We start from the raw sequence: 19,096 nt of genomic DNA on the forward strand, positions 1-19,096 counted from the left end.
CATGCACCATATCTCCGGCCAGGAACTGGTCACATCCCCCTTATATGATGCTTAATCTCCTCCAACAATGCGACCTGCTCATCATCAAAGATTCCTGATTGTTCTCCGGTGAGCATTTTTTTTATCTCTTCCTCTGCCTGAATCACCCCGTAGCGTGTTTCATTTCGATATCCTTTGATGGGCTCATGCCCGGGCATACACCGAACCCGTTCCATGTAATCAGCCTCATGGAAACCCGTTGTTTGAGATAATCCTTCAGAAGGGATCTCCCGGGGGAAATTTCGAAACACTATCCTTGCTGCAAGGCTGCGGACCCGGGCATGACTCATCTTGCACACCCGGGCCATGTGCTGCCCTTCACCGGCAAGATGAAAAGCGGCCATTTCTCTTTTTTCCCCCGACGAAAAAAAGCCATCCTGATATAGCCCGGCATCCACATCCACATCGGGGACAAGGGGATAAGCATAATCCCTGTGATATTCTATCAAGCGGGAAAACCATTGGGGATGTGTGGCAAGGGCGGAAAGATTCTGTGTTACAAGGGCCTGCTGTTCAGATGTCAGTCGATTGCGGAAGCGATCCAGGGGGGGGAGAATCACCGGGGGCTCTCCGTTTTTTTTACGAATGATAAACACCTTGTCCGGGGATTCAGGTTCATTTGTACCGCCGGGAAAACCTGGGAGATCCAGACGTAGCCACAGGGTTTGATTCCCATACACCCGGGAGGCACCAATGCCAAGCACCGGTGCCATGTACTGACGCTGTCCGCCAAAGGCAACCGACACCATGATGCCAAGACAAAAAGTACCGGTTTCGCCTATTGCAAGCTGTTCAAGGCGTGCCATGTTCCGGGATTCTCCGGGTTTGGTAAAAAAATTCAGACAGAAATCCCACATATCCCGTCTGGCAAAGAGCCTGCGGGCCAGCTCCAGGGTGGCCTCCACATCGGTCATGGCATCATGGGCACGGCCGGAGGTAACCAAGGCATTGTCCCGGCTGATGTACTCCAGCTTCATGCTCGGCGCCCCGTCATCATCGACGGGCCAGTGAATGTCAAGGGGGGCAAACAAACGATAAAGGACTGCCAGGGGAAGAATATCCATGCGCCCACACCCATTGGCATACTGATGGGTATAGGGGTCCAGAAGATTCCGGTAAAAGGTGAAGCGCAGAAATTCGTCGTCAAATCCAAGGGTGTTGTAACCCAGACTTATGGTACCCGGAGCATTGACCAGTTCATGGATCTGCCGGGCTGCCTGGTATTCACATACCCCCCTGGCAAGGGATTTCAAGCTGAGACGGTGGGTGGTAAAGGCCCCGGGGGAGGGTACCACATCGCAACGCAACTGCACCACCACGGAAACTCTTTCCAGCTCCTTTAACCCAAGGTCCGTTCGAATGGCAGCAAAGGTGAGAATTTGATCAAAGGCCTTGTGCAGGCCGGTGGTTTCAATGTCATAAAAAAGAAATGTTTTTTTCATAGGCAAAAAAAAAAGGAGCCGACAGTGAATATCTGCCTGCTCCTGAAAGTCCCTTTAAACCAGCTGTTATCTCTTTGAGAACTGGTAATTGGCCCTGGCACCTTTCTGACCATATTTTTTACGCTCTTTGATCCGGGAATCCCGGGTAAGATATCCTGCTTTTTTGAGCGTGCCCCTCAGATCCGGGTCCATGATGACAAGCGCTCTGGTAATGCCGTGTCGAACGGCTCCGGCCTGGCCCATGATGCCGCCGCCCAGCACCTTGATGGTAATATCAAAGGCATCGGTGTTCTGTGTCATGGCCAGGGGAGAGGCCAGCATTTCCCTGGCATCATTGTGAACAAAATAATCTTCAACGCTTCTGTTGTTGACAGTTATCTTGCCGCTTCCCGGCTTCATCCATGTTTTGGCAATGGAGCTCTTACGCTTGCCAGTTGCGTAATATACGTTTTCATTTTCCATAAATAACTACCCGTTCCTTATCTTTCTTCAATTATAGTTCAACGATCTCGGGTTTCTGTGCCGCATGGGGATGTTCTTCACCGGCATATACATGCAGCTTACTATTAAGTTTGCGCCCCAGTCTGTTTTTGGGAAGCATTCCCCGCACTGCCTTTCGAAGGATGTTTTCGGGATTTTTTTCCAGCATTTCCTTTGCGCTGGTGGCCCTGATACCACCGGTGTAGCCGGAATGACGATAATAAACCTTCTGATCCCACTTATTTCCGGTAAGACGGATTTTATCGGCGTTGATAACAATAACCCAGTCACCGGTATCGGCATGGGGCGTATAGAGGGGATTTCTTTTTCCCCTGATCCGGGAGGCCACCTCCGAGGCAATTCGCCCCAGAACTTTGTCGGTGGCATCAATGACGCACCATTTTTCTGCATTATCAGATCGTTTCGCACTATATGTATATTTTTTCAATTTTTCACACTCCTGTTATAAAATAATTCGAACTAACTAACCCATTCCCCGAAAAATGTCAAGATCTATTTTGGTCAGAACAGCTCCCTCTGAAAGGGTACCCCCAGATGCTCATGGGCCTTTGCCGATGCCTTGCGTCCAGCTGAAGTACGCAGCAAAAGCCCGGTTTTCAGAAGATAAGGCTCCACCACATCCACCAGGGTATCTGTTTCCTCCTGCAAGGTGGCCGCCACGGCCTCAATGCCCACCGGCCCCCCCCGGTAAAATTTAATAATGGTGTTAAGATAATTGCGATCCAGGGGAGTAAGGCCCATATTATCCACACCTTCAAGCCGCAATGCCGCCCGGACGGTCTCCGGGGTCACCTGACCCCGGGCTCTCACCTGGGAATAATCCCTCACCCTTTTAAGCAGGCGATTGGCAATGCGGGGGGTTCCCCTGGAGCGCATGGCAAGCTCCACAGCGGCATCCGGATCCATGGACACATTAAGCAGGGTGGCCGAACGCTGGACGATGGTTACCAGATCTTCCAGAGCATAAAAATCAAAGTTTCGAAACAGCCCAAACCGATCCCGCAAAGGAGAAGACAAAAGCCCCACCCTGGTGGTGGCCCCCACCAGAGTGAACTGCTTTAAGCGGTATCGGTGACTTCTGGCATGGAGCCCCTTGTCAAAGACAAAATCAACGGCAAAATCCTCCATGGCCGGATAAAGAAATTCCTCCACGGTTTTGGGAATTCTATGTATTTCATCAATGAACAAAAAATCCCCATCTCCGAGGTTGGTGAGCATGCCAAGCAGATCGCCGCCCTTTTCCAGGGCCGGCCCCGACGTTATGGTAATGGCGGCCCCCATTTCCGTGGCGATAATATGGGACATGGATGTCTTTCCAAGGCCCGGAGGACCGTGGAGCAACACATGATCCAGAGATTCTCCCCGGATACGGGCTGCAGCAATGGCGATCTTAAGGGTTTCAACGGTTTCAGTCTGCCCCACATAGTCGACAAAACGACGGGGGCGAAGAACATTGGTATCGATCTCCCCGTCCACAGGGTGATTTCCCGAGGTGACAAGGGAATCCTGGGACGAGCTGAAGGCAATAATATCATCCGATGTCATGATCAGGCGCTCCTTATCACTGCGTCAAACAGTTCTTCCGGGGTTGAGATACCGGTTTTTTCTGCCATGGCAACGCTGACCATCTTTCGGGCAATGGGAGCAGCATACCCCAGTTGCTGCACAAGAACATCCACCACCTGGGCTGCCACCTGATCAGAAACACCTCCTTCCGGGGTGGGCGTTGTTCCGGCACCCACAGCCATGGCCTTGCTGGCACCCTGTTCCACAAACAGAGCCACTTTGCCATGAAGTGCGGCAATGATCTTCTGGGCCGTACGCCTACCAATACCCTTAAGGGTAGCCAAAAGCTTTTCATCTCGGTCTTCAATGGCCCGGGCAATATCTGACACCGAGCGGTCCATGGCCTTCACCGCCTTTAACGGACCAATGGCATCCACGGAAATAAACAGCTGAAAGAATGCCTTTTCCTCCTCGGATTCAAATCCAATGAGCACCGGTCGTGGCTGTCTTTCTGTCTGATTATAATAGATAAAAAGCGACACTGTCTCTTCCGGGGAACGTTTTTTCATCTTTTCCAGCACAAAAAGGGGCAGAAGAATCTCATAGCCCACGCCCCCGGCCAGCAGGAGAATGCCCTCTTCGGCAATGCGTAAAATGGTTCCCTCCATGTATCCGATCATCTGTTTTTTCTAAATCCTTTTTCTTTCAATCGCCATGGATCACAAAGACCGGGCGCATCAAAACCGGGAAGCCTTCCGGAAAAAACCGGCTAGAGCCAGGGCCAGGGCATCCGATGCATGAAAGGGCCGGATGGCCCCTGCGTGGGACAATAGATTACGCACCGATCGTTCCACCTGATATTTATCCGCAGCACCCGAGCCGGTGACAAGTTTTTTGGCCTCCCGCACCTGGAGCTCTTCCACCCTGGCACCGGCACGGCCTGCGGCCAGCAGCAGCACCCCGGTGACTTTTCCAAGGGTGATGCCCGAAGCCGGATATTTTCCCAGGGAAAAAATATCTTCGATCACCACGAGATCGGGCTTCTGACGACACAGATAGGCAAGGGTTTTTTCATAAATGCTTTCCAGACGTTCCACAAGCCCCTGATCCGGTGTGGTTTTTATACTGCCGAATTCATAACCGGACAAGGTGGCCCCCTGGCCCTGCACCATGCCAATGCCGGTACCGGCAAGCCCGGGGTCAATTCCCACTACCTTTATCATGTACGCCTTTCCATGGTGCCGGCCTCCACCCAATAGCCACGACCAAGATGCGATCATAACATCCACAAGCCATCACAACAGCTAAGCCGATGGGGGACCGGCATCATGCCTTATTTCAGAGCATCGAGTTTTTCTGCCGCAATCTTTGCCTCGCCGGCACCGGGATATTTCCGGATGAGTTCCTTTAAAATCAAACGGGCATTGCCCTTTTCCCCCAGATTGGCAAAGGCATAGCCCTGTTTTAGCAGGGCTGCCGGTACCTTGTTTCCGGTGGAGTAAGTTTCAATGACCTTCTGATACTCCAGGATGGCTTTTTCATACCATTTATCCCTGTAGTAACTGTCAGCAATCCAGAACTGGGCATTATCGGCATTGGAAGATTTTGGAAAGGCTTTTATAAAAGCATTGAACTCCTTTCGAGCCCCCTCATTGTCTCCGTTGTCCAGAAGCGTCTTTGCGGCATTGTACATCCCCCCCTCCCCCCCGGAGGTCTCTGCTGCCCCAGTGTCAGTGGCCGGGGCAAGATCCGTGGGTTCCATTCCCAGATGGGCTTCCAGGACCACAAGTCGCTGATAATTACGGGTAATGGCATTGTCAAGGCGTTTCAATTCATTGGAAGCCGCGGCCGTTGAGCTGCCGCCATCCCTGGAAATCAGGAATTCAAGGGTTTCCACACGCCCGGTTAAGGCAAGGATGTCATCCCGGAATTGAGCCAGGGAGGCATTGAGCTCAGCATATTTTTCCCGTGTCATCTGGTGATTTGTGCCAAGACGCCCCGCCATTTCCGCAAACTCTTTGTTCAACTTCTGATCGTAGATTTTCTGCTTTTCCAGATGCCGGGCATTATCCATTTCAAGGGAATTCACCCGGTTTTCAAGCATCACCATATCCTGATCCGACACACATCCTGACATCACTGCCAGACATCCCATCAAAAAGAATTGAAGAATATACCTGGTCATCATACGCTTTCCTTTACAAAATCACAAAATGCGCTCGTCTGTTCCTGGCCCAGGCCCCTTCACCAGTCCCTGGATCAAGGGGTTTTTCCTCACCATAACTAATGGTGGTAATTCTGGCACCGGAAATGCCAAGATCCATGAGAAAGGCCTTTACGGCAGAAGCCCTCTGGTCTCCCAGGGCCAGGTTATACTCGGTGGTACCCCTTTCATCACAATGACCCTGAACCACAATGTTACGAGCAGGATTGGCTTCCAACCAGTTGGCCTTGATCTTCAGAAGATGACGGGCCTCGGCGGAAAGCACGGCACTGTCATAGCCAAACAGAATATCCTGGTTTTCAAACTGTTCCCGGGCGGACATCTCCAGGTTACGTTGCCGGGCGGCATCTTCCTGGAGCGCCTGCTCCTGGAGTCGTTGTTCTTCCATCAGCCTTGCTTTTTCCTGGGCTGCCCTGCGTGCTGCCTCCTCTGGGGAGATTTCAGCTGTGTTGCCCTTCAGGAGGGCCGCGTTGTCCCCACCTATATTTTTCTTGGCACAGGACATTGTCAGTGCAAGGCCTGCAACCATCATCACCACCACCAAATTCCGTATCACCCTTTTTCCCATACTACCTCCTTCATCGGTTAACTTGTTGATTGTCAGATTAAAACTTCAGGGTTTGGTCACGACATCGTATTAATCAAGGCTTTCACCGGCAGACCATTCTGGATCAGTCTGTTCACCGGGCAGGTCAATGAGTCTCCGGGCATCAGTTCCCCGCGGTGTCATGACATAAATTTTTGAAGAACCTTCCCGGGTGGATGAAAATACAATGAGACTGCCGTCCGGGGACCATGACGGATCTTCATTATCACCCTGTTCACGGGTCAGGCGCAGGGCGCCGGCTCCGGTGAATTCCGTGACATAGATATCAATTTCATTTTTCACCACCCCCACATAGGCCAGCTGATTTCCCAGAGGTGACCAGGAGGGAGAAGTGTTGTACTTGCCCTGAAAGGTTACCCGCATCACCTCACCAGTGGCAAGGGTTTTAACATAAATCTGGGGGGTCCCCCCCCGACGGGAAACAAAGGCGATCTTTGTACCGTCCGGAGATACCCGAGGCGACACATCAATACCCCAGCTGCGGGTCAGGCGGCTTATAATCTCACCCTTGCCGGAAAGCAGATAAATTTCCTGGTCCCCATCCAGACTCAATGTGGCGGCAAGCTCTAGTTTTCCCGGCACCCAGTCCGGCGTGATGTTCATCCCGTCAAAGGCAATGGTGGTAAGTGCCCGGGTTTTCAGGTTTCGGATAAAAATATCGGGCTTACCATTGACATAAGATGTGTATGCCAGCCACTTTCCATCCCAGGAAAGGCAGGGGGAAAGGGTAATGCTTTTATGGTTGGTTTCCTGACGGGGGGCATGGCCGTCAAAATCGCTGATAAAGATCTCCTTGTTTTGTCCCACCCGGGAAACAAACACAATACGGCTGCCAAACACCCCTCTTTTCCCGGTGAGATAAAGATTGATCTCCCCACAGAAACGATGCACCATGGTACGCAGATCCGACTGCCGTCCGGTGTAGACTTTTCCCAGAACAAGCCTTTCTTTAAAGGGATCAAATAAACGCAGCTCCAGACGGATATTACCATCCTGCTCGGCAATCCCGCCGGTGACAAGAAGCTCTGCCCCGTCGGCGGTCCACTTTTTAAAATGAAGATCAGCACCGGTGATACCAGTGATTGCCGGATTTTCCTGAAACCCGGCAGGATCAAGCACGTTGATATATCCGGTAAAGGTCATGCCCTCCACCAGAATGGACCGGGCTGCCACACCATAACCCGGGGCCTGTCCTCCGGTGCCAAAGGCCATGAACTCCGGTATGGCCAGGGGCACCTTGCGAATGAACGGATCTTTTATATTAATGTAGGTATGCTGCGCATGTACAACTTCAGGCCCAAGGCCCCATGCAGCGATGATGCAACACATAAAAAATCGTTTGAAATTTTTAAGGATTTTTCCCGCCTTGGGGTATACCATGTATTTCCTCCTCATCCCTTCCCTTTGCCCTGCCCCCTACCCAGAATAGCCAATCTTGTGAGCCCCATCACATTAATCCCGAGGGTGTAAAAACAAGACCCACATCATAGGTATTGTATCCCCTTGGCAGGGGTGACAGGGGATTGGATTTCTTGACAGCCTTCAGTGCAGACTCATCCAGAAATCGATTTCCAGACCGGGTTTCAAACCAAATGTCCCGGATCTGTCCGGATTTTAAAATTTTGATCAAAATCCGTACCTCCATGGCATCATTACCCCCGGCAAGCTGACGGTTAAAGGCCCAGTTCTGCTGTATCCGGTACATCAACTCAAGGTTATACAGATCAATGGCACGGTTACTGTCAGCAGAACCGCTCACCGGTCCACCCCGAGCACCAAACAAACCGCCCTGGTTACTGGTCTGGGTGGCTACTTTCTTGCGCAGCCTTGTCAATGCAGTATCCAGTGAATTTTCATCCTGTTTTTTCACCGATTGTGCAATCTGTTTTTTGGCACTGGCAATCACCGCCTCCGGCCGATAGGTTTTCTTTTTCAAAGATAGCTTCTGTTCCGGAGGCGAAGGCTTAACCGGTGCAGGCTTCACCGGTGCAGGCTTCACCGGTGCAGGCTTAACCGGTGAAGGGGTCGGCGGTGGGGGCGTTTCTTTTTTAGTGACGGACTTTTTGTCCACCAAGGGTATTTTAACAGGAACCTCCATGACGGGTTCCGGTTCAGACGCCTTCGGGGTCGCCGGGAGCGACGAAGGGGAAGGCTCTTCTGCCACAGAAGGCTCCGATTGAACGGGTTCGGGCAGTACAGGTGGCTCCGGGGGCAGCTCCTGGGCGCCTGTCTCCAAAGGAGGGTCCGGTAAATCCTCAAAAGCCTGGGAATCCACAGGAGGAACTTCACCGGACACATCACCGGCGTCAAGGGACACCAGATTAACCTTGACCATGGGCAGCTCCACCGATGGCGGAGACATGTCCTGAATCAAAAAAAAAACCGCAAACAAGATAAAATGAAACACCATAGACATCCCGAACAGCAGGGGACTGAGCTGGCTTTTCACGTCTTTGTTGTCCGGCAAAGGACCTTTTTCCCGACCGGGTGCACCGGTATGTTTCTGGAATGGTTTCATGGCATGTAATCAGGAGGCTTCATTGATTTCCGGAAGCGTCACCATGCCAAGATTGGAGACACCGGCCTTTTTAATCCGGGCCATGATGTCCACCACCCGACCATAGGGAACATCTTTGTCTGCCCGAAGATAGACATCCCTTGCACCCATGTCAATTAATATCAATTCCAGCTTGCGAGTGAGGTAATCCACTCCCACCGCCTGCTCATTTAAATACACCTGGCCATCCTGTCTGACGGTAATCACCAGATGTTCCACCTTTTCTTCCAGGGGCGCAGCAGCAGCATGCGGCAAATTCACATCCACACCCTGGACCATCATGGGTGCCGTCACCATGAAAATAATAAGCAGTACCAGCATCACATCCACAAAGGGAGTGACATTGATTTCAGAAACCAGATCATCACGATTGAAACCAGATTGCATCATGCCCCCTTGCTGCGTTTAATATCCCGCTCAATCAAATTTAAAAAATCTGCGGCAAAGCCCTGAAGTTCGGAGTCCATCACCCGAATTCGGCTGATAAAATAATTATAGGCAATCACCGCTGGAATGGCAACTGCAAGGCCTGCGGCTGTGGCAACAAGGGCCTCTGAAATACCCGGGGCCACCACAGCCAAGCTTGCCGACTGGCTAAGACCAATACCCCGGAAGGTATTCATGATCCCCCACACTGTTCCGAAAAGGCCAATGAAGGGAGCGGTATTCCCTGCGGTGGCCAGAAAAGGAACCAGCTGCCCAAGCCGACGTAGCTCCACATCAATGGAACGTCGCAATGCCCGTTTTACACTTCCCATCAATTGAAACCCCGTCATGCCATCGCCCCCTGCAGGAATGTCGCCAGGCAAGTTTTCTCCATCACCACTTTTTTTAATTTCCATGTAACCTGCCATGAACAACCGGGCCACGGGACTTGATTTCTGTGATCTTGCCCGGGCAAAGGCGTCCCCCAAGTTTCTACACTGCCAGAAAAGATCAATAAAGGCCACCGAAGATTGATGGGCCTTTCGAATATAACGATATTTAATGAACATGATGGCCCAGGAGGTGATGGAAAAAAATAAAAGCAGCAGCAGCACCAGTTTAACCACCAGACCTGCACTGGTCAGCATGTGAAACACACCAGCGGATTCGGGACTCATATCATTACTCCATTTTATTGCGTGGGGAAAAAAATCGTTACATGTGACGTTTAAACCACTGCCAATGCTATATTAGGTGTTCTGCCATGTCAAGCAGAGCTTGCGTTTCAAAATAAAAAAACCCCTGTGCAGGTGCGCACAGGGGTTTTACAATCATGCTGGGATCACAAGATAATCAGTTGGGAACTGATTACATCATACCGGGCATTCCACCGCCCATGCCGCCCATGCCGCCCATGCCGCCACCGGGCATTCCGCCGCCGGCGCCTGCTGCATCAGCTTCAGGTTTTTCAGCAATCATGGCTTCGGTGGTCAGCATGACGGATGCCACACTGGCTGCATTTTGCAGGGCAAACCGAACCACTTTTTTGGGATCAATGACGCCGGCAGCAATGAGGTCTTCGTAGACATTGGTTCTGGCATTATACCCAAAGGAACCTTCGCCTTCTTTAACCTTGTTGATAACAACGGATCCTTCCACACCGGCATTGTTGGAAATCTGACGCAGGGGTTCTTCAATGGCACGGGCTACAACCTTGATGCCAAGCAGTTCTTCCTGGTCACCGGTGAGGGCGGCAAGCCCCGCACTGGCACGAACCAGAGCTACACCACCACCAGGGACAACACCCTCTTCAACGGCGGCACGGGTAGCGTTCAGAGCATCTTCCACACGGGCTTTCTTTTCTTTCATCTCAGTTTCAGTGGCAGCGCCAACACTGATAACAGCCACACCACCGATGAGTTTTGCCAGACGCTCTTGGAGTTTCTCACGGTCGTAGTCAGAAGAGGTCTCTTCCACCTGGGCACGAATCATCTTCACACGGCCTTCAAGCGCTTCTCTGGAACCAGCACCATCAATAATAGTGGTGTTGTCCTTGTCAATGACAACGGACTTGGCCTGACCAAGATCATTGACACCGACGTTTTCAAGCTTGAGACCCACATCTTCAGAAACCACCTGGGCACCGGTCAGGATGGCAATATCTTCGAGCATGGCTTTTCTTCTGTCACCAAAACCAGGTGCTTTTACAGCCGCCACATTCAAGGTACCGCGAATCTTGTTCACAACCAGAGTGGCAAGGGCTTCACCTTCAATATCTTCGGAAATGATCACCAGGGGTTTACCCATTTTGGCCACTTCTTCAAGTACCGGGAGTAGATCTTTCATGCTGCTGATTTTTTTGTCGCAGATAAGAATAAAGGGATTGTCAAGCTCAGCAACCATTTTTTCCACGTTGGTGGCAAAATAGGGAGAAAGATAGCCCCGGTCAAACTGCATACCCTCAACCACGTCCAGGGTGGTATCCATGGATTTGGCTTCTTCCACGGTGATAACACCCTCTTTACCAACCTTACCCATGGCTTCTGCGATGATATTTCCAATGGTCTCATCACTGTTGGCGGAAATGGTGCCGATCTGGGCAATTTCTTTCTGATCTTTGGTGGGATTGCTCATTTTTTCAAGTTCTGCCACCATGCTTGCCACGGCCATATCAATACCGCGTTTAATGCCCATGGGATTGTTACCGGCCACAACCAGTTTCTGACCTTCCTCATAGATGGCACGGGCCAGAACAGTTGCAGTGGTGGTACCATCACCGGCCATGTCACTGGTTTTGCTGGCCACCTCTTTTACCATCTGGGCGCCCATGTTCTGAAATTTGTCTTCAAGCTCGATTTCTTTAGCCACGGTAACGCCGTCTTTGGTGACATTGGGGGAACCCCAGGATTTTTCGATGACAACATTTCTACCCTTGGGTCCAAGGGTTACAACTACTGCATCTGCAAGGGTCTGTACGCCTTTGAGCATTGCTTCGCGGGCTTTTGCATCATATTTAATCTCTTTAGCCATTGATCAGGGCCTCCATGTATTTATATTTTTCAGATTTTTTATGAAAAAACGCCATTCAATTAAGAATTGGAATTATTGGCGTTTTAATCTTCTTTATGACAGGTATTTACTGCCATGCGCTTTAAACATCCCATGGGATGTCAGGCAGAACACTTATTCAATAACGCCCAGCACATCATCCTGGCGCATGATCAGGTAGTCCTGATCGTCAATTTTCACATCTGTTCCGCCATATTTACTGAAAAGAATGCGGTCACCCACCTTAAGGTCCATGGGAATCAGCTTGCCGTCTTCCCCCACACGGCCATTTCCAGTGGCAACAACTTTACCCTCGGCCGGTTTTTCCTTGGCAGTATCCGGAATAATAATGCCACCCTTAGTTTTTGTGGTCTCTTCCATACGCTCAACAAGAATTCTGTCCTGTAACGGTCTTAAACTCATGGTGTTTTCTCTCCTTTTATTAGAATAAAGTTGATATTTAAGTATTTAGCGTTTAACGATATTCAGGCCATGTATACACCGGTAAATCACGGTTCAAACAGCTCCACACACACATGAAACACCGGTAATTCAGTGGTGCATGACACGTATCGTCTCGCTCAACAAAGCCTGTTGTTATTTTATTTTCATACTGTTTTGAATGACTATTCAGACGCACTTGAACCCGGAGTATCCACCTTGGTTAATTTCTGGGCACATGGGGCAGAAGGGGTACTCTGGGATGTTTTCCCCACAGACGACGAAGCGTCGGCCTTGGAAGTGCTTCCACCATAATCGGTGACATACCAGCCCGAACCCTTCAGATGAAAAGAACTCTGGGAAAGGATTTTATGAAGTTTTCCATGGCAGTGTTTGCATGTAGAAAGCGGGGGATCTGACATTTTCTGTAAAGCTTCTTCGATCTGCCCGCACTCACTACACTCATACTCATAAATCGGCATTTTAACTTTTTCTCCATGTTTTGGTTTTCAGCCATTTCAAATTCAATGATAAAATAGTCAGTCTTTACCCCTTGTCAAGGAGTCGTCAAAAAATTTTAAACGCACAGCTATATTTCTTCGACACAACGCCATTTTCTATAATATACAAATACTTGCTCCATACCAGCCACAGTTGTGCCCCTCAATATTTTAAAGGTAATGCCATGAACAAGGCGCTCTTCCTCCATGGCACACTCCGCTTCGGAGGCACAATCATATATCTGTTGAAACCTTGCAAACCGCACAATATGAACCAGCTCATGAACAAGAATATACAGCAAAAAGGGAAAAATCTTCAGCAGACCAGCCTGGTTTTCAATTACGGATAAAATAGCCTGGTCCTGGATACAGATTCTGTAAAAATCAAAACACGAAGAGCCCAGGCATCCGTTTTTTTTCTGAGCCCGGTATCCCACAACTTGGGCAAAGGGACCATGCACCTGCTCCTGTATATCAAGATCCTTTGCAGTTTTGACCTCATAGCAACTGCGAATCCACTGGGCCGAGGACATTTTATAATAGTTACTGACCAAATCCTCAGACACACTCACCGCCTCCTGCACCAGGCACAGCTGTTTTTCATTAAAAAAATTATCGTCGGGCATAACAGATCCCCCTGGGATGAAAGAAAAACACAGGGTATCCATTGTTATGATCAGGCCTGAAAAAATCAATGGACATCCCCTGAATCCATATGCTATAAAGACAGGATTGACATTAACTATGGATATTTACAATTCCTGTAAAGGAGGTGATTTTTTGGGCAGCGTTATCAAGAAGAGACGAAAAAAAATGAGAAAACACAAGCATCGAAAACTCCTTGCCAGAACACGGCATCAGAGACGTAAGGGCAAATAAAGCTTGGTATCATAGAGTGGGTATGGAACCGGGGAGTGCAGTCATCACACCCCCCGCTTTCCACTTCCCACTTTTTTTATTATAAGCCCTTTGAACCTTTAAAGTACTTCATAAACTCAGAATCCGTTGAAAGCACCAATGTTCCAGATTTATCCAGGACTGTCCGGTAGACATCCATTGTCTTTAAAAAGGAATAAAACTCTGGGTCTGCTCCATAGGCCAAAGCATAGATCTGGGTGGCCTTGGCATCTGCCTCTCCCTTGATCTCTTCAGCCTTGCGATAGGCCTCCGATCGGATGAGCTGGAGCTCTTTTTCCTTGTCACCCTGAATATTGCTGGCCTCTCCCTTTCCTTCTGCGCGATACTTTTCTGCAATCTGACGACGCTCTGCAATCATACGACCATACACAGCATCCCGAACCTTTTCCACATAATTGATGCGCTTGATTTTAACATCCACCAACTCAATGCCAAAGGGCTCAAGTTTGGGCTGGGCCTGAACCATGATCCGCCTTGTAATTTCACTTCGCCCTACCTTGATTCTGTACTGGGATTCCTGCAGACCTTCGGACTCATCGCTGAATTCCTCAAAGGTATCCATGGGTCGATCACTGTTTCTTACGCTTTCCACCAGCCGGAAGGAAGTCAAAAAATTCCTCACCGCAGGGTCAATGATATCATCCAGACGTCCCAGGGCTGTCACCATATTGTTCACCGTCTGAAAATACTTCACAGGGTCCACAATCTTCCACCTTGCAAAGGTATCCACCCAGATGAATGTCTTGTCCCGGGTGGGTACCTGACCGGGATCACCGTCCCATTCCTGGAGATTCTTAGGAAAATAGGTGGCCTTCTGAATAAAGGGCACTTTAAAATTCAGGCCCGGAGAAACAACAGGTTCTCCCACCACACGCCCGAACTGGGTAATAACAACCTGCTCGGTTTCATCCACAATGTAGGCCGAGGTCAGCAGGACAAACATAACGCCCGCCAGCACAACAGCTGCAATTCCTTTGACTTTATTCATTATTTACCCCCACCTTCTTCTAAGGCTTTTATGGCCGGCACAATGGACCTTGTGGTGTCCATATTCAACAGCGGCAACACGTTTTTCTGATCAGCGTCTATGATAAATTTAGCACCCAGCCGGGGAAGGATATCCCCCATGGCTTCCAGATAAAGACGTTTCTCCGTGACATCCTTGGCCTTGACATACTCCTTATACACTGAAGTAAAACGGGCCGCATCACCAAGGGCTCTGTTCACCCGGTCAAGGGCAAACCCCTCTGCATCTTTTACCAGACGAAGTGCCTCGCCCCTTGCAGCAGGAATGGCTTTATTGTAGCCTTCTCTTGCCTTATAGATCATCTGCTCTTTTTCCTGGACAGCTTCATTGACTTCATTAAAGGAAGGTTGAACCGGCTCTGGTACGTTGGTTTTTTTCATCTCAATGGTGACAATGTGAATGCCTGTTTCCGCCTGATTCATTTCATCCTGAAGGCGCTTTCTTGCCGCCACGGCAATTTCTTCTCGCTTGCTGATAACCTCATTGATACTTCTATCCCCCACCACCGTCCGCATGGTGGCTTCAGCCATGTCCCGAAGAATGGAACGGACATCTTCAACCTTGAACAGATAATTATAAGGATCAGAAATCCTGTATTGAACAATCCAAGGCACCACCGCCACATTAAGATCCCCGGTGAGCATCAAAGCAGCCCCGGTATCGGTATTATCGTTGGAAAAACGGGCATTATCATAGCCCTTCACCGTCTCAAACCCAAATTCCTCTTTATAAACCCGCTTGATCTTTACCTTGGTCACATTTTCAACCCCTGCGGGAAGTTTAAAATTCAAACCCGGCTGGGAAATGCGGTTGTACTTACCAAACCGCTGGATTACCCCCACCTCATCAATACCCACGGTGAAAAAAATCGAACTGCCGAAGAAAAGAAAAAAAAGCACCACGATGAGAAGTATCCCACCGGGGAATTTAAAATTTTTGAATCGATTCAATATCTCATCTATCTGGGGCGGTCTAGGAACTCCAGACCCTCCACCCGAACGCTTCTGCTCGTATTGCTCCTGTTTTTCTCTGAGCTTATCCCAATCCCAGTTCATAGTCAGTTTCCCGTTTTCACTTAAAGTCAGATCAAATATAGACCCCCCTAAACCCATAACCGCCAGTACCAGTTCAGGATGATCCGCGAACTTTCAAATAATCAATAATAACAAAGCAGCCGTTTAAAGCAACAAATGGTTAACACCACTCTTCCGGCCAGGAACCCATGCCCCTGTACCCTCACTATTTGTTAAATCCATTATTCTACATGGTTTCCCCATATTTTCAAGCAAAAAACAGACGGTGCTGCCCCCCCCGCATTGACATTTTGACATATAAAATGATAAACTTCCTTCCATGAAAACCCAACTGACACATATTGGCACCATCCTGAACCAGGCACTGGAGGAGTTCAGACCCAGTGCAGACACCGGCATGACCGCCATCTGGGAATTGTGGAACAGTGTGGCAGGAGATGCCCTTGCGCAAAATGCAAAACCCGGCGCGTTTAACAACGGCATCCTCATTGTCCATGTGTCCAGCTCCGTGTGGATGCACCAACTCAAATTTCTTAAGACATCCCTGATGTCAAACTTAAATCATGCCCTGGGCAGCCCCCTTGTTAAAGAGATGAAATTCAAAATTGCAGCCCTGCACAACTGAATATTTTTTTGATGGCAATCTTAAGATCCATCAACCTAAAAACGGCTACCGTTTTTCCATGGACCCCTTTGCACTCTCGGACCACGCCCGCCCCTGCCCCGGACAGCGCATTATGGACATCGGAACGGGGGTTGCCATCATACCCCTTCTTTTATGCCATAAGACACCGAACCTCACCGTCACCGCCGTGGAAATTCAGGAAGATCTTGCCCTCACCGCCCGAAAAAATGTAAAAATCAATCGCCGAGAAAAAGAAATTGTGGTGCACCATGCTGATATTGCCGAAATGCTCACACAGGAATACCTGGACTCCCAGGACATGGTAATTACCAACCCCCCCTACCGCAAACAAAACCATGGCAGGCTCAACCCCCACCCCCAGAAGGCCATGGCCCGGCATGAAATAACCCTGACACTTGAAACCCTGGTCGAAAGCGCCTCAAAACTATTAAAGTGCAACGGTTTTTTTCACACCATCTACCCCGTGGAACGGCTGCCAGAGCTTATGAATGTTCTGCCGGAAAAAGGGCTGACACCAGACACCCTTAAATTCATCCACCCCCGAAAAACCCAAAAGGCCAAATTGTTTATAATGACGGCCAGAAAATGCCAAAACTGTGACTTTACAATTCTGCCACCTCTTTATCTGCACACTTCAGACAGTTGCTGCAGCAAATCCGATTTGCCACATTTTATGTTTAATGCTTGACAGGACCGACAAAAAAGGATATCTACCCTCTCATCATTATTCATGCGGAGAGATGGCCGAGTGGCTGAAGGTGCACGCCTGGAAAGCGTGTGTATCGCAAGGTACCGAGAGTTCGAATCTCTCTCTCTCCGCCACTTTTTCTGCACCTCCCGGGAAACATGTCTTATCGCGTTTTAGCCCTCAAATACAGACCCCAGACCTTTCAGGATGTTATCGGACAACCCCATGTGACTCAGACGCTTTCCAATGCGATTCTGTCCCGCAGGGTGGCCCATGCCATTCTTTTTTCAGGTCCCCGGGGTACCGGTAAAACCAGCATTGCCAGAATTCTTGCCAAGGCCATGAACTGCAAGGAGGGTCCCATACCGGTCCCCTGCAATGTCTGTCGATCCTGTATCTCCATCACCTCTGGAAATGCCGCTGACGTCTTTGAAATTGATGGTGCTTCCAACAACAGCGTTGATCAGATCCGGGAACTCCGGGAAAATGTCACCTACATGCCGGTGTCATCCCCCCACAAGATCTATATTATTGATGAAGTACACATGCTCAGCACGGCAGCCTTTAATGCCCTGCTTAAAACCCTGGAAGAACCTCCGGACCACGTGCTTTTCATCTTTGCCACCACCGAACCCCATAAGATTCCCATCACCATCCTGTCCCGGTGCCAGCGCCATAATTTGGGCCGTATTGGTCTCACAGAAATCGCCAACCACCTGGAATGGCTTGCCTCCCAGGAGGGCTTCACCATTTCCAAAGAAAGCTGCAGCCTGATTGCATCTGAGGCCGACGGTTCCATGCGGGATTCGTTAAGTCTGCTGGACCGGGTAATATCCAGCAGCACAGAGGCCCACATTCCCCACGATCATCTGCTTAACAATCTTGGCATCATCGATAAGAAAATTCTTTTTGACATGGCATCCGCTGTTTTTAAGGGGGATGGAAGCGCCATTCTCCACAATATCTCCAGGGTCCGGGATCTGGGCTTTGATCTGAAAAAAGTCTATTCAGGTCTGGTGGAACTATTCAGAAATCTGCTGGTGGTAAAACTGTGCACCGACAATAACAGCCTTTCTGACATCAGTGCCCATGACAGAGAGCAACTCACTGCCATGGTGGTGCCGGGCAGCCCCGTTTATCTGTCCCAGATGCTGACTCTGCTTTTAAAGGAAGAATCCCTTATTCGGTTTTCCAGCCACACCAGAACGGCCCTTGAAACCATATTGCTCCAGCTCATCCAGATACGTCCGGGCACAGACATGGATAACATACTCACCCGACTGGACCTCCTGGCACGAAATGTTGAGCCTTTACAAGCCTCCGCCCAAAGCCCCCGGCTTTCCCTGAATAAACAGACTGCCTCGCAAGCTTCCCATGAAAAACCATGTTGCAATGAGCGGCCCGAATCCTATCCCAGTGGTGCAACCCATGAAAACACCATGGCAAAGCCCCAAAGAGGAAACCGGCCAGGCCCAGATATGCCCCCGCCCATGCCCACCTGGGACGCCGGCGAACAGATAAATCCAACGACTTATGACCCGGGCATAGCCTCTTCCCAGAAAAGACCCACAGTTCCGGCACAAGCCCTCCCGTCCTCCGGGGAAAAAACATGGGAAGGGTTTTTGGGCATGATCTCATCGACCTCCCCCTCGCTTGGGGCCATTCTTTCCAAGGCAGAATGCAACGGCATCAAAAATCATCAAATATGTGTAACACTTTGCAGCAACAACAAATTTGAACTCAATCGTCTCCAGTCAAAGACCAAAGAAATTGAAGGTCTTTGTAAAAACTACTTTGGAGAAACCCACCGCTTGGTGGTCAATCAACCCATAGAAACCCAAAGCACCCCGGCTTTTGAAGCCTCCGAGGGCACAGGTACAAGCCCGGCAAAACTCAAGCAGGAGGCCATGAACCACCCGCTGGTCACCGAAGCCGTCAATCTTTTCAGCGGACAGATTATTGATATTCAATTAAAGTAAAACAAAGGAGATAT

At 49.8% G+C, this 19,096-nt stretch carries 22 protein-coding genes and 1 tRNA gene; 5 read left to right on the forward strand and 18 right to left on the reverse strand.

Features of this window, described 5'->3' with window-relative positions; genetic code table 11:
* Positions 1–29: 29 nt before the first annotated feature.
* The 16 genes from ACYQ2M_RS01500 to ACYQ2M_RS01575 all read right to left on the reverse strand — a co-directional run bounded on the left by ACYQ2M_RS01500 (position 30) and on the right by ACYQ2M_RS01575 (position 13,416).
* Positions 30–1,481 (reverse strand): exonuclease domain-containing protein, encoded by a 1,452-nt coding sequence (locus tag ACYQ2M_RS01500; RefSeq protein ID WP_459914539.1) that lies wholly within the window; start codon positions 1,479–1,481, stop codon positions 30–32.
* Positions 1,482–1,547: 66 nt separating this feature from the next.
* A complete protein-coding gene (gene rpsI, locus ACYQ2M_RS01505) occupies positions 1,548–1,943 on the reverse strand; it encodes a 30S ribosomal protein S9 (protein WP_459914540.1) in 396 nt (131 codons plus the stop codon).
* A 31-nt stretch (positions 1,944–1,974) separates the two neighbouring features.
* A complete protein-coding gene (gene rplM, locus ACYQ2M_RS01510) occupies positions 1,975–2,409 on the reverse strand; it encodes a 50S ribosomal protein L13 (protein ID WP_459914541.1) in 435 nt (144 codons plus the stop codon).
* A gap of 74 nt (positions 2,410–2,483) precedes the next feature.
* Positions 2,484–3,527, reverse strand: a complete 1,044-nt coding sequence (gene ruvB, locus ACYQ2M_RS01515; RefSeq protein ID WP_459914542.1) for a Holliday junction branch migration DNA helicase RuvB — start codon at positions 3,525–3,527, stop codon at positions 2,484–2,486.
* A 2-nt stretch (positions 3,528–3,529) separates the two neighbouring features.
* On the reverse strand, positions 3,530–4,168 hold the full coding sequence (gene ruvA, locus ACYQ2M_RS01520) for a Holliday junction branch migration protein RuvA (RefSeq protein WP_459914543.1): 639 nt from the start codon (positions 4,166–4,168) through the stop codon (positions 3,530–3,532).
* Between the two features lie 57 nt (positions 4,169–4,225).
* Entirely contained in the window at positions 4,226–4,711 is a 486-nt protein-coding gene (locus tag ACYQ2M_RS01525; RefSeq protein ID WP_459914544.1) for a crossover junction endodeoxyribonuclease RuvC, read from the reverse strand.
* A 110-nt stretch (positions 4,712–4,821) separates the two neighbouring features.
* Complete coding sequence (gene ybgF, locus ACYQ2M_RS01530) at positions 4,822–5,676, reverse strand: tol-pal system protein YbgF (protein ID WP_459914545.1); 855 nt, start codon at positions 5,674–5,676, stop codon at positions 4,822–4,824.
* A 10-nt stretch (positions 5,677–5,686) separates the two neighbouring features.
* The gene (pal, locus tag ACYQ2M_RS01535; protein ID WP_459914546.1) at positions 5,687–6,280 is read right to left on the reverse strand and encodes a peptidoglycan-associated lipoprotein Pal; all 594 of its coding nucleotides are present in this window, start codon (positions 6,278–6,280) and stop codon (positions 5,687–5,689) included.
* 69 nt (positions 6,281–6,349) lie between these two features.
* Entirely contained in the window at positions 6,350–7,699 is a 1,350-nt protein-coding gene (tolB, locus tag ACYQ2M_RS01540; RefSeq protein WP_459914547.1) for a Tol-Pal system beta propeller repeat protein TolB, read from the reverse strand.
* Positions 7,700–7,766: 67 nt separating this feature from the next.
* Entirely contained in the window at positions 7,767–8,837 is a 1,071-nt protein-coding gene (gene tolA, locus ACYQ2M_RS01545) for a cell envelope integrity protein TolA (protein WP_459914548.1), read from the reverse strand.
* Positions 8,838–8,846: 9 nt separating this feature from the next.
* Positions 8,847–9,266 (reverse strand): protein TolR, encoded by a 420-nt coding sequence (gene tolR / locus ACYQ2M_RS01550; protein WP_459914549.1) that lies wholly within the window; start codon positions 9,264–9,266, stop codon positions 8,847–8,849.
* Positions 9,263–9,979, reverse strand: coding sequence for a protein TolQ (tolQ, locus tag ACYQ2M_RS01555; RefSeq protein WP_459914550.1), 717 nt, complete (start codon positions 9,977–9,979; stop codon positions 9,263–9,265). Before tolQ ends, tolR begins: the two co-directional genes overlap by 4 nt.
* A gap of 190 nt (positions 9,980–10,169) precedes the next feature.
* A complete protein-coding gene (gene groL, locus ACYQ2M_RS01560) occupies positions 10,170–11,831 on the reverse strand; it encodes a chaperonin GroEL (protein ID WP_459914551.1) in 1,662 nt (553 codons plus the stop codon).
* A 153-nt stretch (positions 11,832–11,984) separates the two neighbouring features.
* Entirely contained in the window at positions 11,985–12,272 is a 288-nt protein-coding gene (groES, locus tag ACYQ2M_RS01565; protein WP_459914552.1) for a co-chaperone GroES, read from the reverse strand.
* A 203-nt stretch (positions 12,273–12,475) separates the two neighbouring features.
* Complete coding sequence (locus ACYQ2M_RS01570; RefSeq protein ID WP_459914553.1) at positions 12,476–12,772, reverse strand: FmdB family zinc ribbon protein; 297 nt, start codon at positions 12,770–12,772, stop codon at positions 12,476–12,478.
* Between the two features lie 107 nt (positions 12,773–12,879).
* Positions 12,880–13,416 (reverse strand): hypothetical protein, encoded by a 537-nt coding sequence (locus ACYQ2M_RS01575; protein WP_459914554.1) that lies wholly within the window; start codon positions 13,414–13,416, stop codon positions 12,880–12,882.
* Between the two features lie 154 nt (positions 13,417–13,570).
* Between ACYQ2M_RS01575 and ACYQ2M_RS01580 the strand changes: the two genes are divergently transcribed.
* A complete protein-coding gene (locus ACYQ2M_RS01580; protein ID WP_073474648.1) occupies positions 13,571–13,669 on the forward strand; it encodes a 30S ribosomal protein bS22 in 99 nt (32 codons plus the stop codon).
* A gap of 79 nt (positions 13,670–13,748) precedes the next feature.
* Here ACYQ2M_RS01580 and hflC read toward each other — a convergent pair whose 3' ends face one another.
* Positions 13,749–14,696 carry a protease modulator HflC gene (gene hflC, locus ACYQ2M_RS01585; protein WP_459914555.1) on the reverse strand — a complete coding sequence of 316 codons (948 nt, stop codon included), beginning with the start codon at positions 14,694–14,696 and terminating at the stop codon, positions 13,749–13,751.
* Complete coding sequence (gene hflK, locus ACYQ2M_RS01590; protein ID WP_459914556.1) at positions 14,696–15,790, reverse strand: FtsH protease activity modulator HflK; 1,095 nt, start codon at positions 15,788–15,790, stop codon at positions 14,696–14,698. The genes hflC and hflK overlap by 1 nt, the downstream gene beginning before the upstream one ends.
* Positions 15,791–16,088: 298 nt before the next feature.
* Between hflK and ACYQ2M_RS01595 the strand changes: the two genes are divergently transcribed.
* The 4 genes from ACYQ2M_RS01595 (at position 16,089) to dnaX (ending at position 19,082) form a co-directional block, all read left to right on the forward strand.
* On the forward strand, positions 16,089–16,394 hold the full coding sequence (locus ACYQ2M_RS01595) for a DciA family protein (protein ID WP_459914557.1): 306 nt from the start codon (positions 16,089–16,091) through the stop codon (positions 16,392–16,394).
* Complete coding sequence (locus ACYQ2M_RS01600; RefSeq protein WP_459914558.1) at positions 16,375–17,103, forward strand: tRNA1(Val) (adenine(37)-N6)-methyltransferase; 729 nt, start codon at positions 16,375–16,377, stop codon at positions 17,101–17,103. The genes ACYQ2M_RS01595 and ACYQ2M_RS01600 overlap by 20 nt, the downstream gene beginning before the upstream one ends.
* A 46-nt stretch (positions 17,104–17,149) precedes the next feature.
* Positions 17,150–17,237, forward strand: a tRNA-Ser gene (locus ACYQ2M_RS01605).
* Between the two features lie 24 nt (positions 17,238–17,261).
* Positions 17,262–19,082, forward strand: a complete 1,821-nt coding sequence (gene dnaX, locus ACYQ2M_RS01610) for a DNA polymerase III subunit gamma/tau (protein WP_459914559.1) — start codon at positions 17,262–17,264, stop codon at positions 19,080–19,082.
* Positions 19,083–19,096: the final 14 nt, after the last annotated feature.

The organism is Desulfocicer niacini (assembly GCF_054657595.1).

What these genes read in the sequence shown, in the direction of transcription:
- ACYQ2M_RS01500 (WP_459914539.1), bottom strand. Translation starts at nt 1,481, where the DNA reads ATGAAAAAAACATTTCTTTTTTATGACATTGAAACCACCGGCCTGCAC.
- rpsI (WP_459914540.1), bottom strand. Translation starts at nt 1,943, where the DNA reads ATGGAAAATGAAAACGTATATTACGCAACTGGCAAGCGTAAGAGCTCC.
- ruvB (WP_459914542.1), bottom strand. Translation starts at nt 3,527, where the DNA reads ATGACATCGGATGATATTATTGCCTTCAGCTCGTCCCAGGATTCCCTT.
- ruvA (WP_459914543.1), bottom strand. Translation starts at nt 4,168, where the DNA reads ATGATCGGATACATGGAGGGAACCATTTTACGCATTGCCGAAGAGGGC.
- ACYQ2M_RS01525 (WP_459914544.1), bottom strand. Translation starts at nt 4,711, where the DNA reads ATGATAAAGGTAGTGGGAATTGACCCCGGGCTTGCCGGTACCGGCATT.
- ybgF (WP_459914545.1), bottom strand. Translation starts at nt 5,676, where the DNA reads ATGATGACCAGGTATATTCTTCAATTCTTTTTGATGGGATGTCTGGCA.
- pal (WP_459914546.1), bottom strand. Translation starts at nt 6,280, where the DNA reads ATGGGAAAAAGGGTGATACGGAATTTGGTGGTGGTGATGATGGTTGCA.
- tolB (WP_459914547.1), bottom strand. Translation starts at nt 7,699, where the DNA reads ATGGTATACCCCAAGGCGGGAAAAATCCTTAAAAATTTCAAACGATTT.
- tolA (WP_459914548.1), bottom strand. Translation starts at nt 8,837, where the DNA reads ATGAAACCATTCCAGAAACATACCGGTGCACCCGGTCGGGAAAAAGGT.
- tolR (WP_459914549.1), bottom strand. Translation starts at nt 9,266, where the DNA reads ATGATGCAATCTGGTTTCAATCGTGATGATCTGGTTTCTGAAATCAAT.
- tolQ (WP_459914550.1), bottom strand. Translation starts at nt 9,979, where the DNA reads ATGAGTCCCGAATCCGCTGGTGTGTTTCACATGCTGACCAGTGCAGGT.
- groL (WP_459914551.1), bottom strand. Translation starts at nt 11,831, where the DNA reads ATGGCTAAAGAGATTAAATATGATGCAAAAGCCCGCGAAGCAATGCTC.
- groES (WP_459914552.1), bottom strand. Translation starts at nt 12,272, where the DNA reads ATGAGTTTAAGACCGTTACAGGACAGAATTCTTGTTGAGCGTATGGAA.
- ACYQ2M_RS01570 (WP_459914553.1), bottom strand. Translation starts at nt 12,772, where the DNA reads ATGCCGATTTATGAGTATGAGTGTAGTGAGTGCGGGCAGATCGAAGAA.
- ACYQ2M_RS01575 (WP_459914554.1), bottom strand. Translation starts at nt 13,416, where the DNA reads ATGCCCGACGATAATTTTTTTAATGAAAAACAGCTGTGCCTGGTGCAG.
- hflC (WP_459914555.1), bottom strand. Translation starts at nt 14,696, where the DNA reads ATGAATAAAGTCAAAGGAATTGCAGCTGTTGTGCTGGCGGGCGTTATG.
- hflK (WP_459914556.1), bottom strand. Translation starts at nt 15,790, where the DNA reads ATGAACTGGGATTGGGATAAGCTCAGAGAAAAACAGGAGCAATACGAG.
- ACYQ2M_RS01595 (WP_459914557.1), top strand. Translation starts at nt 16,089, where the DNA reads ATGAAAACCCAACTGACACATATTGGCACCATCCTGAACCAGGCACTG.
- dnaX (WP_459914559.1), top strand. Translation starts at nt 17,262, where the DNA reads ATGTCTTATCGCGTTTTAGCCCTCAAATACAGACCCCAGACCTTTCAG.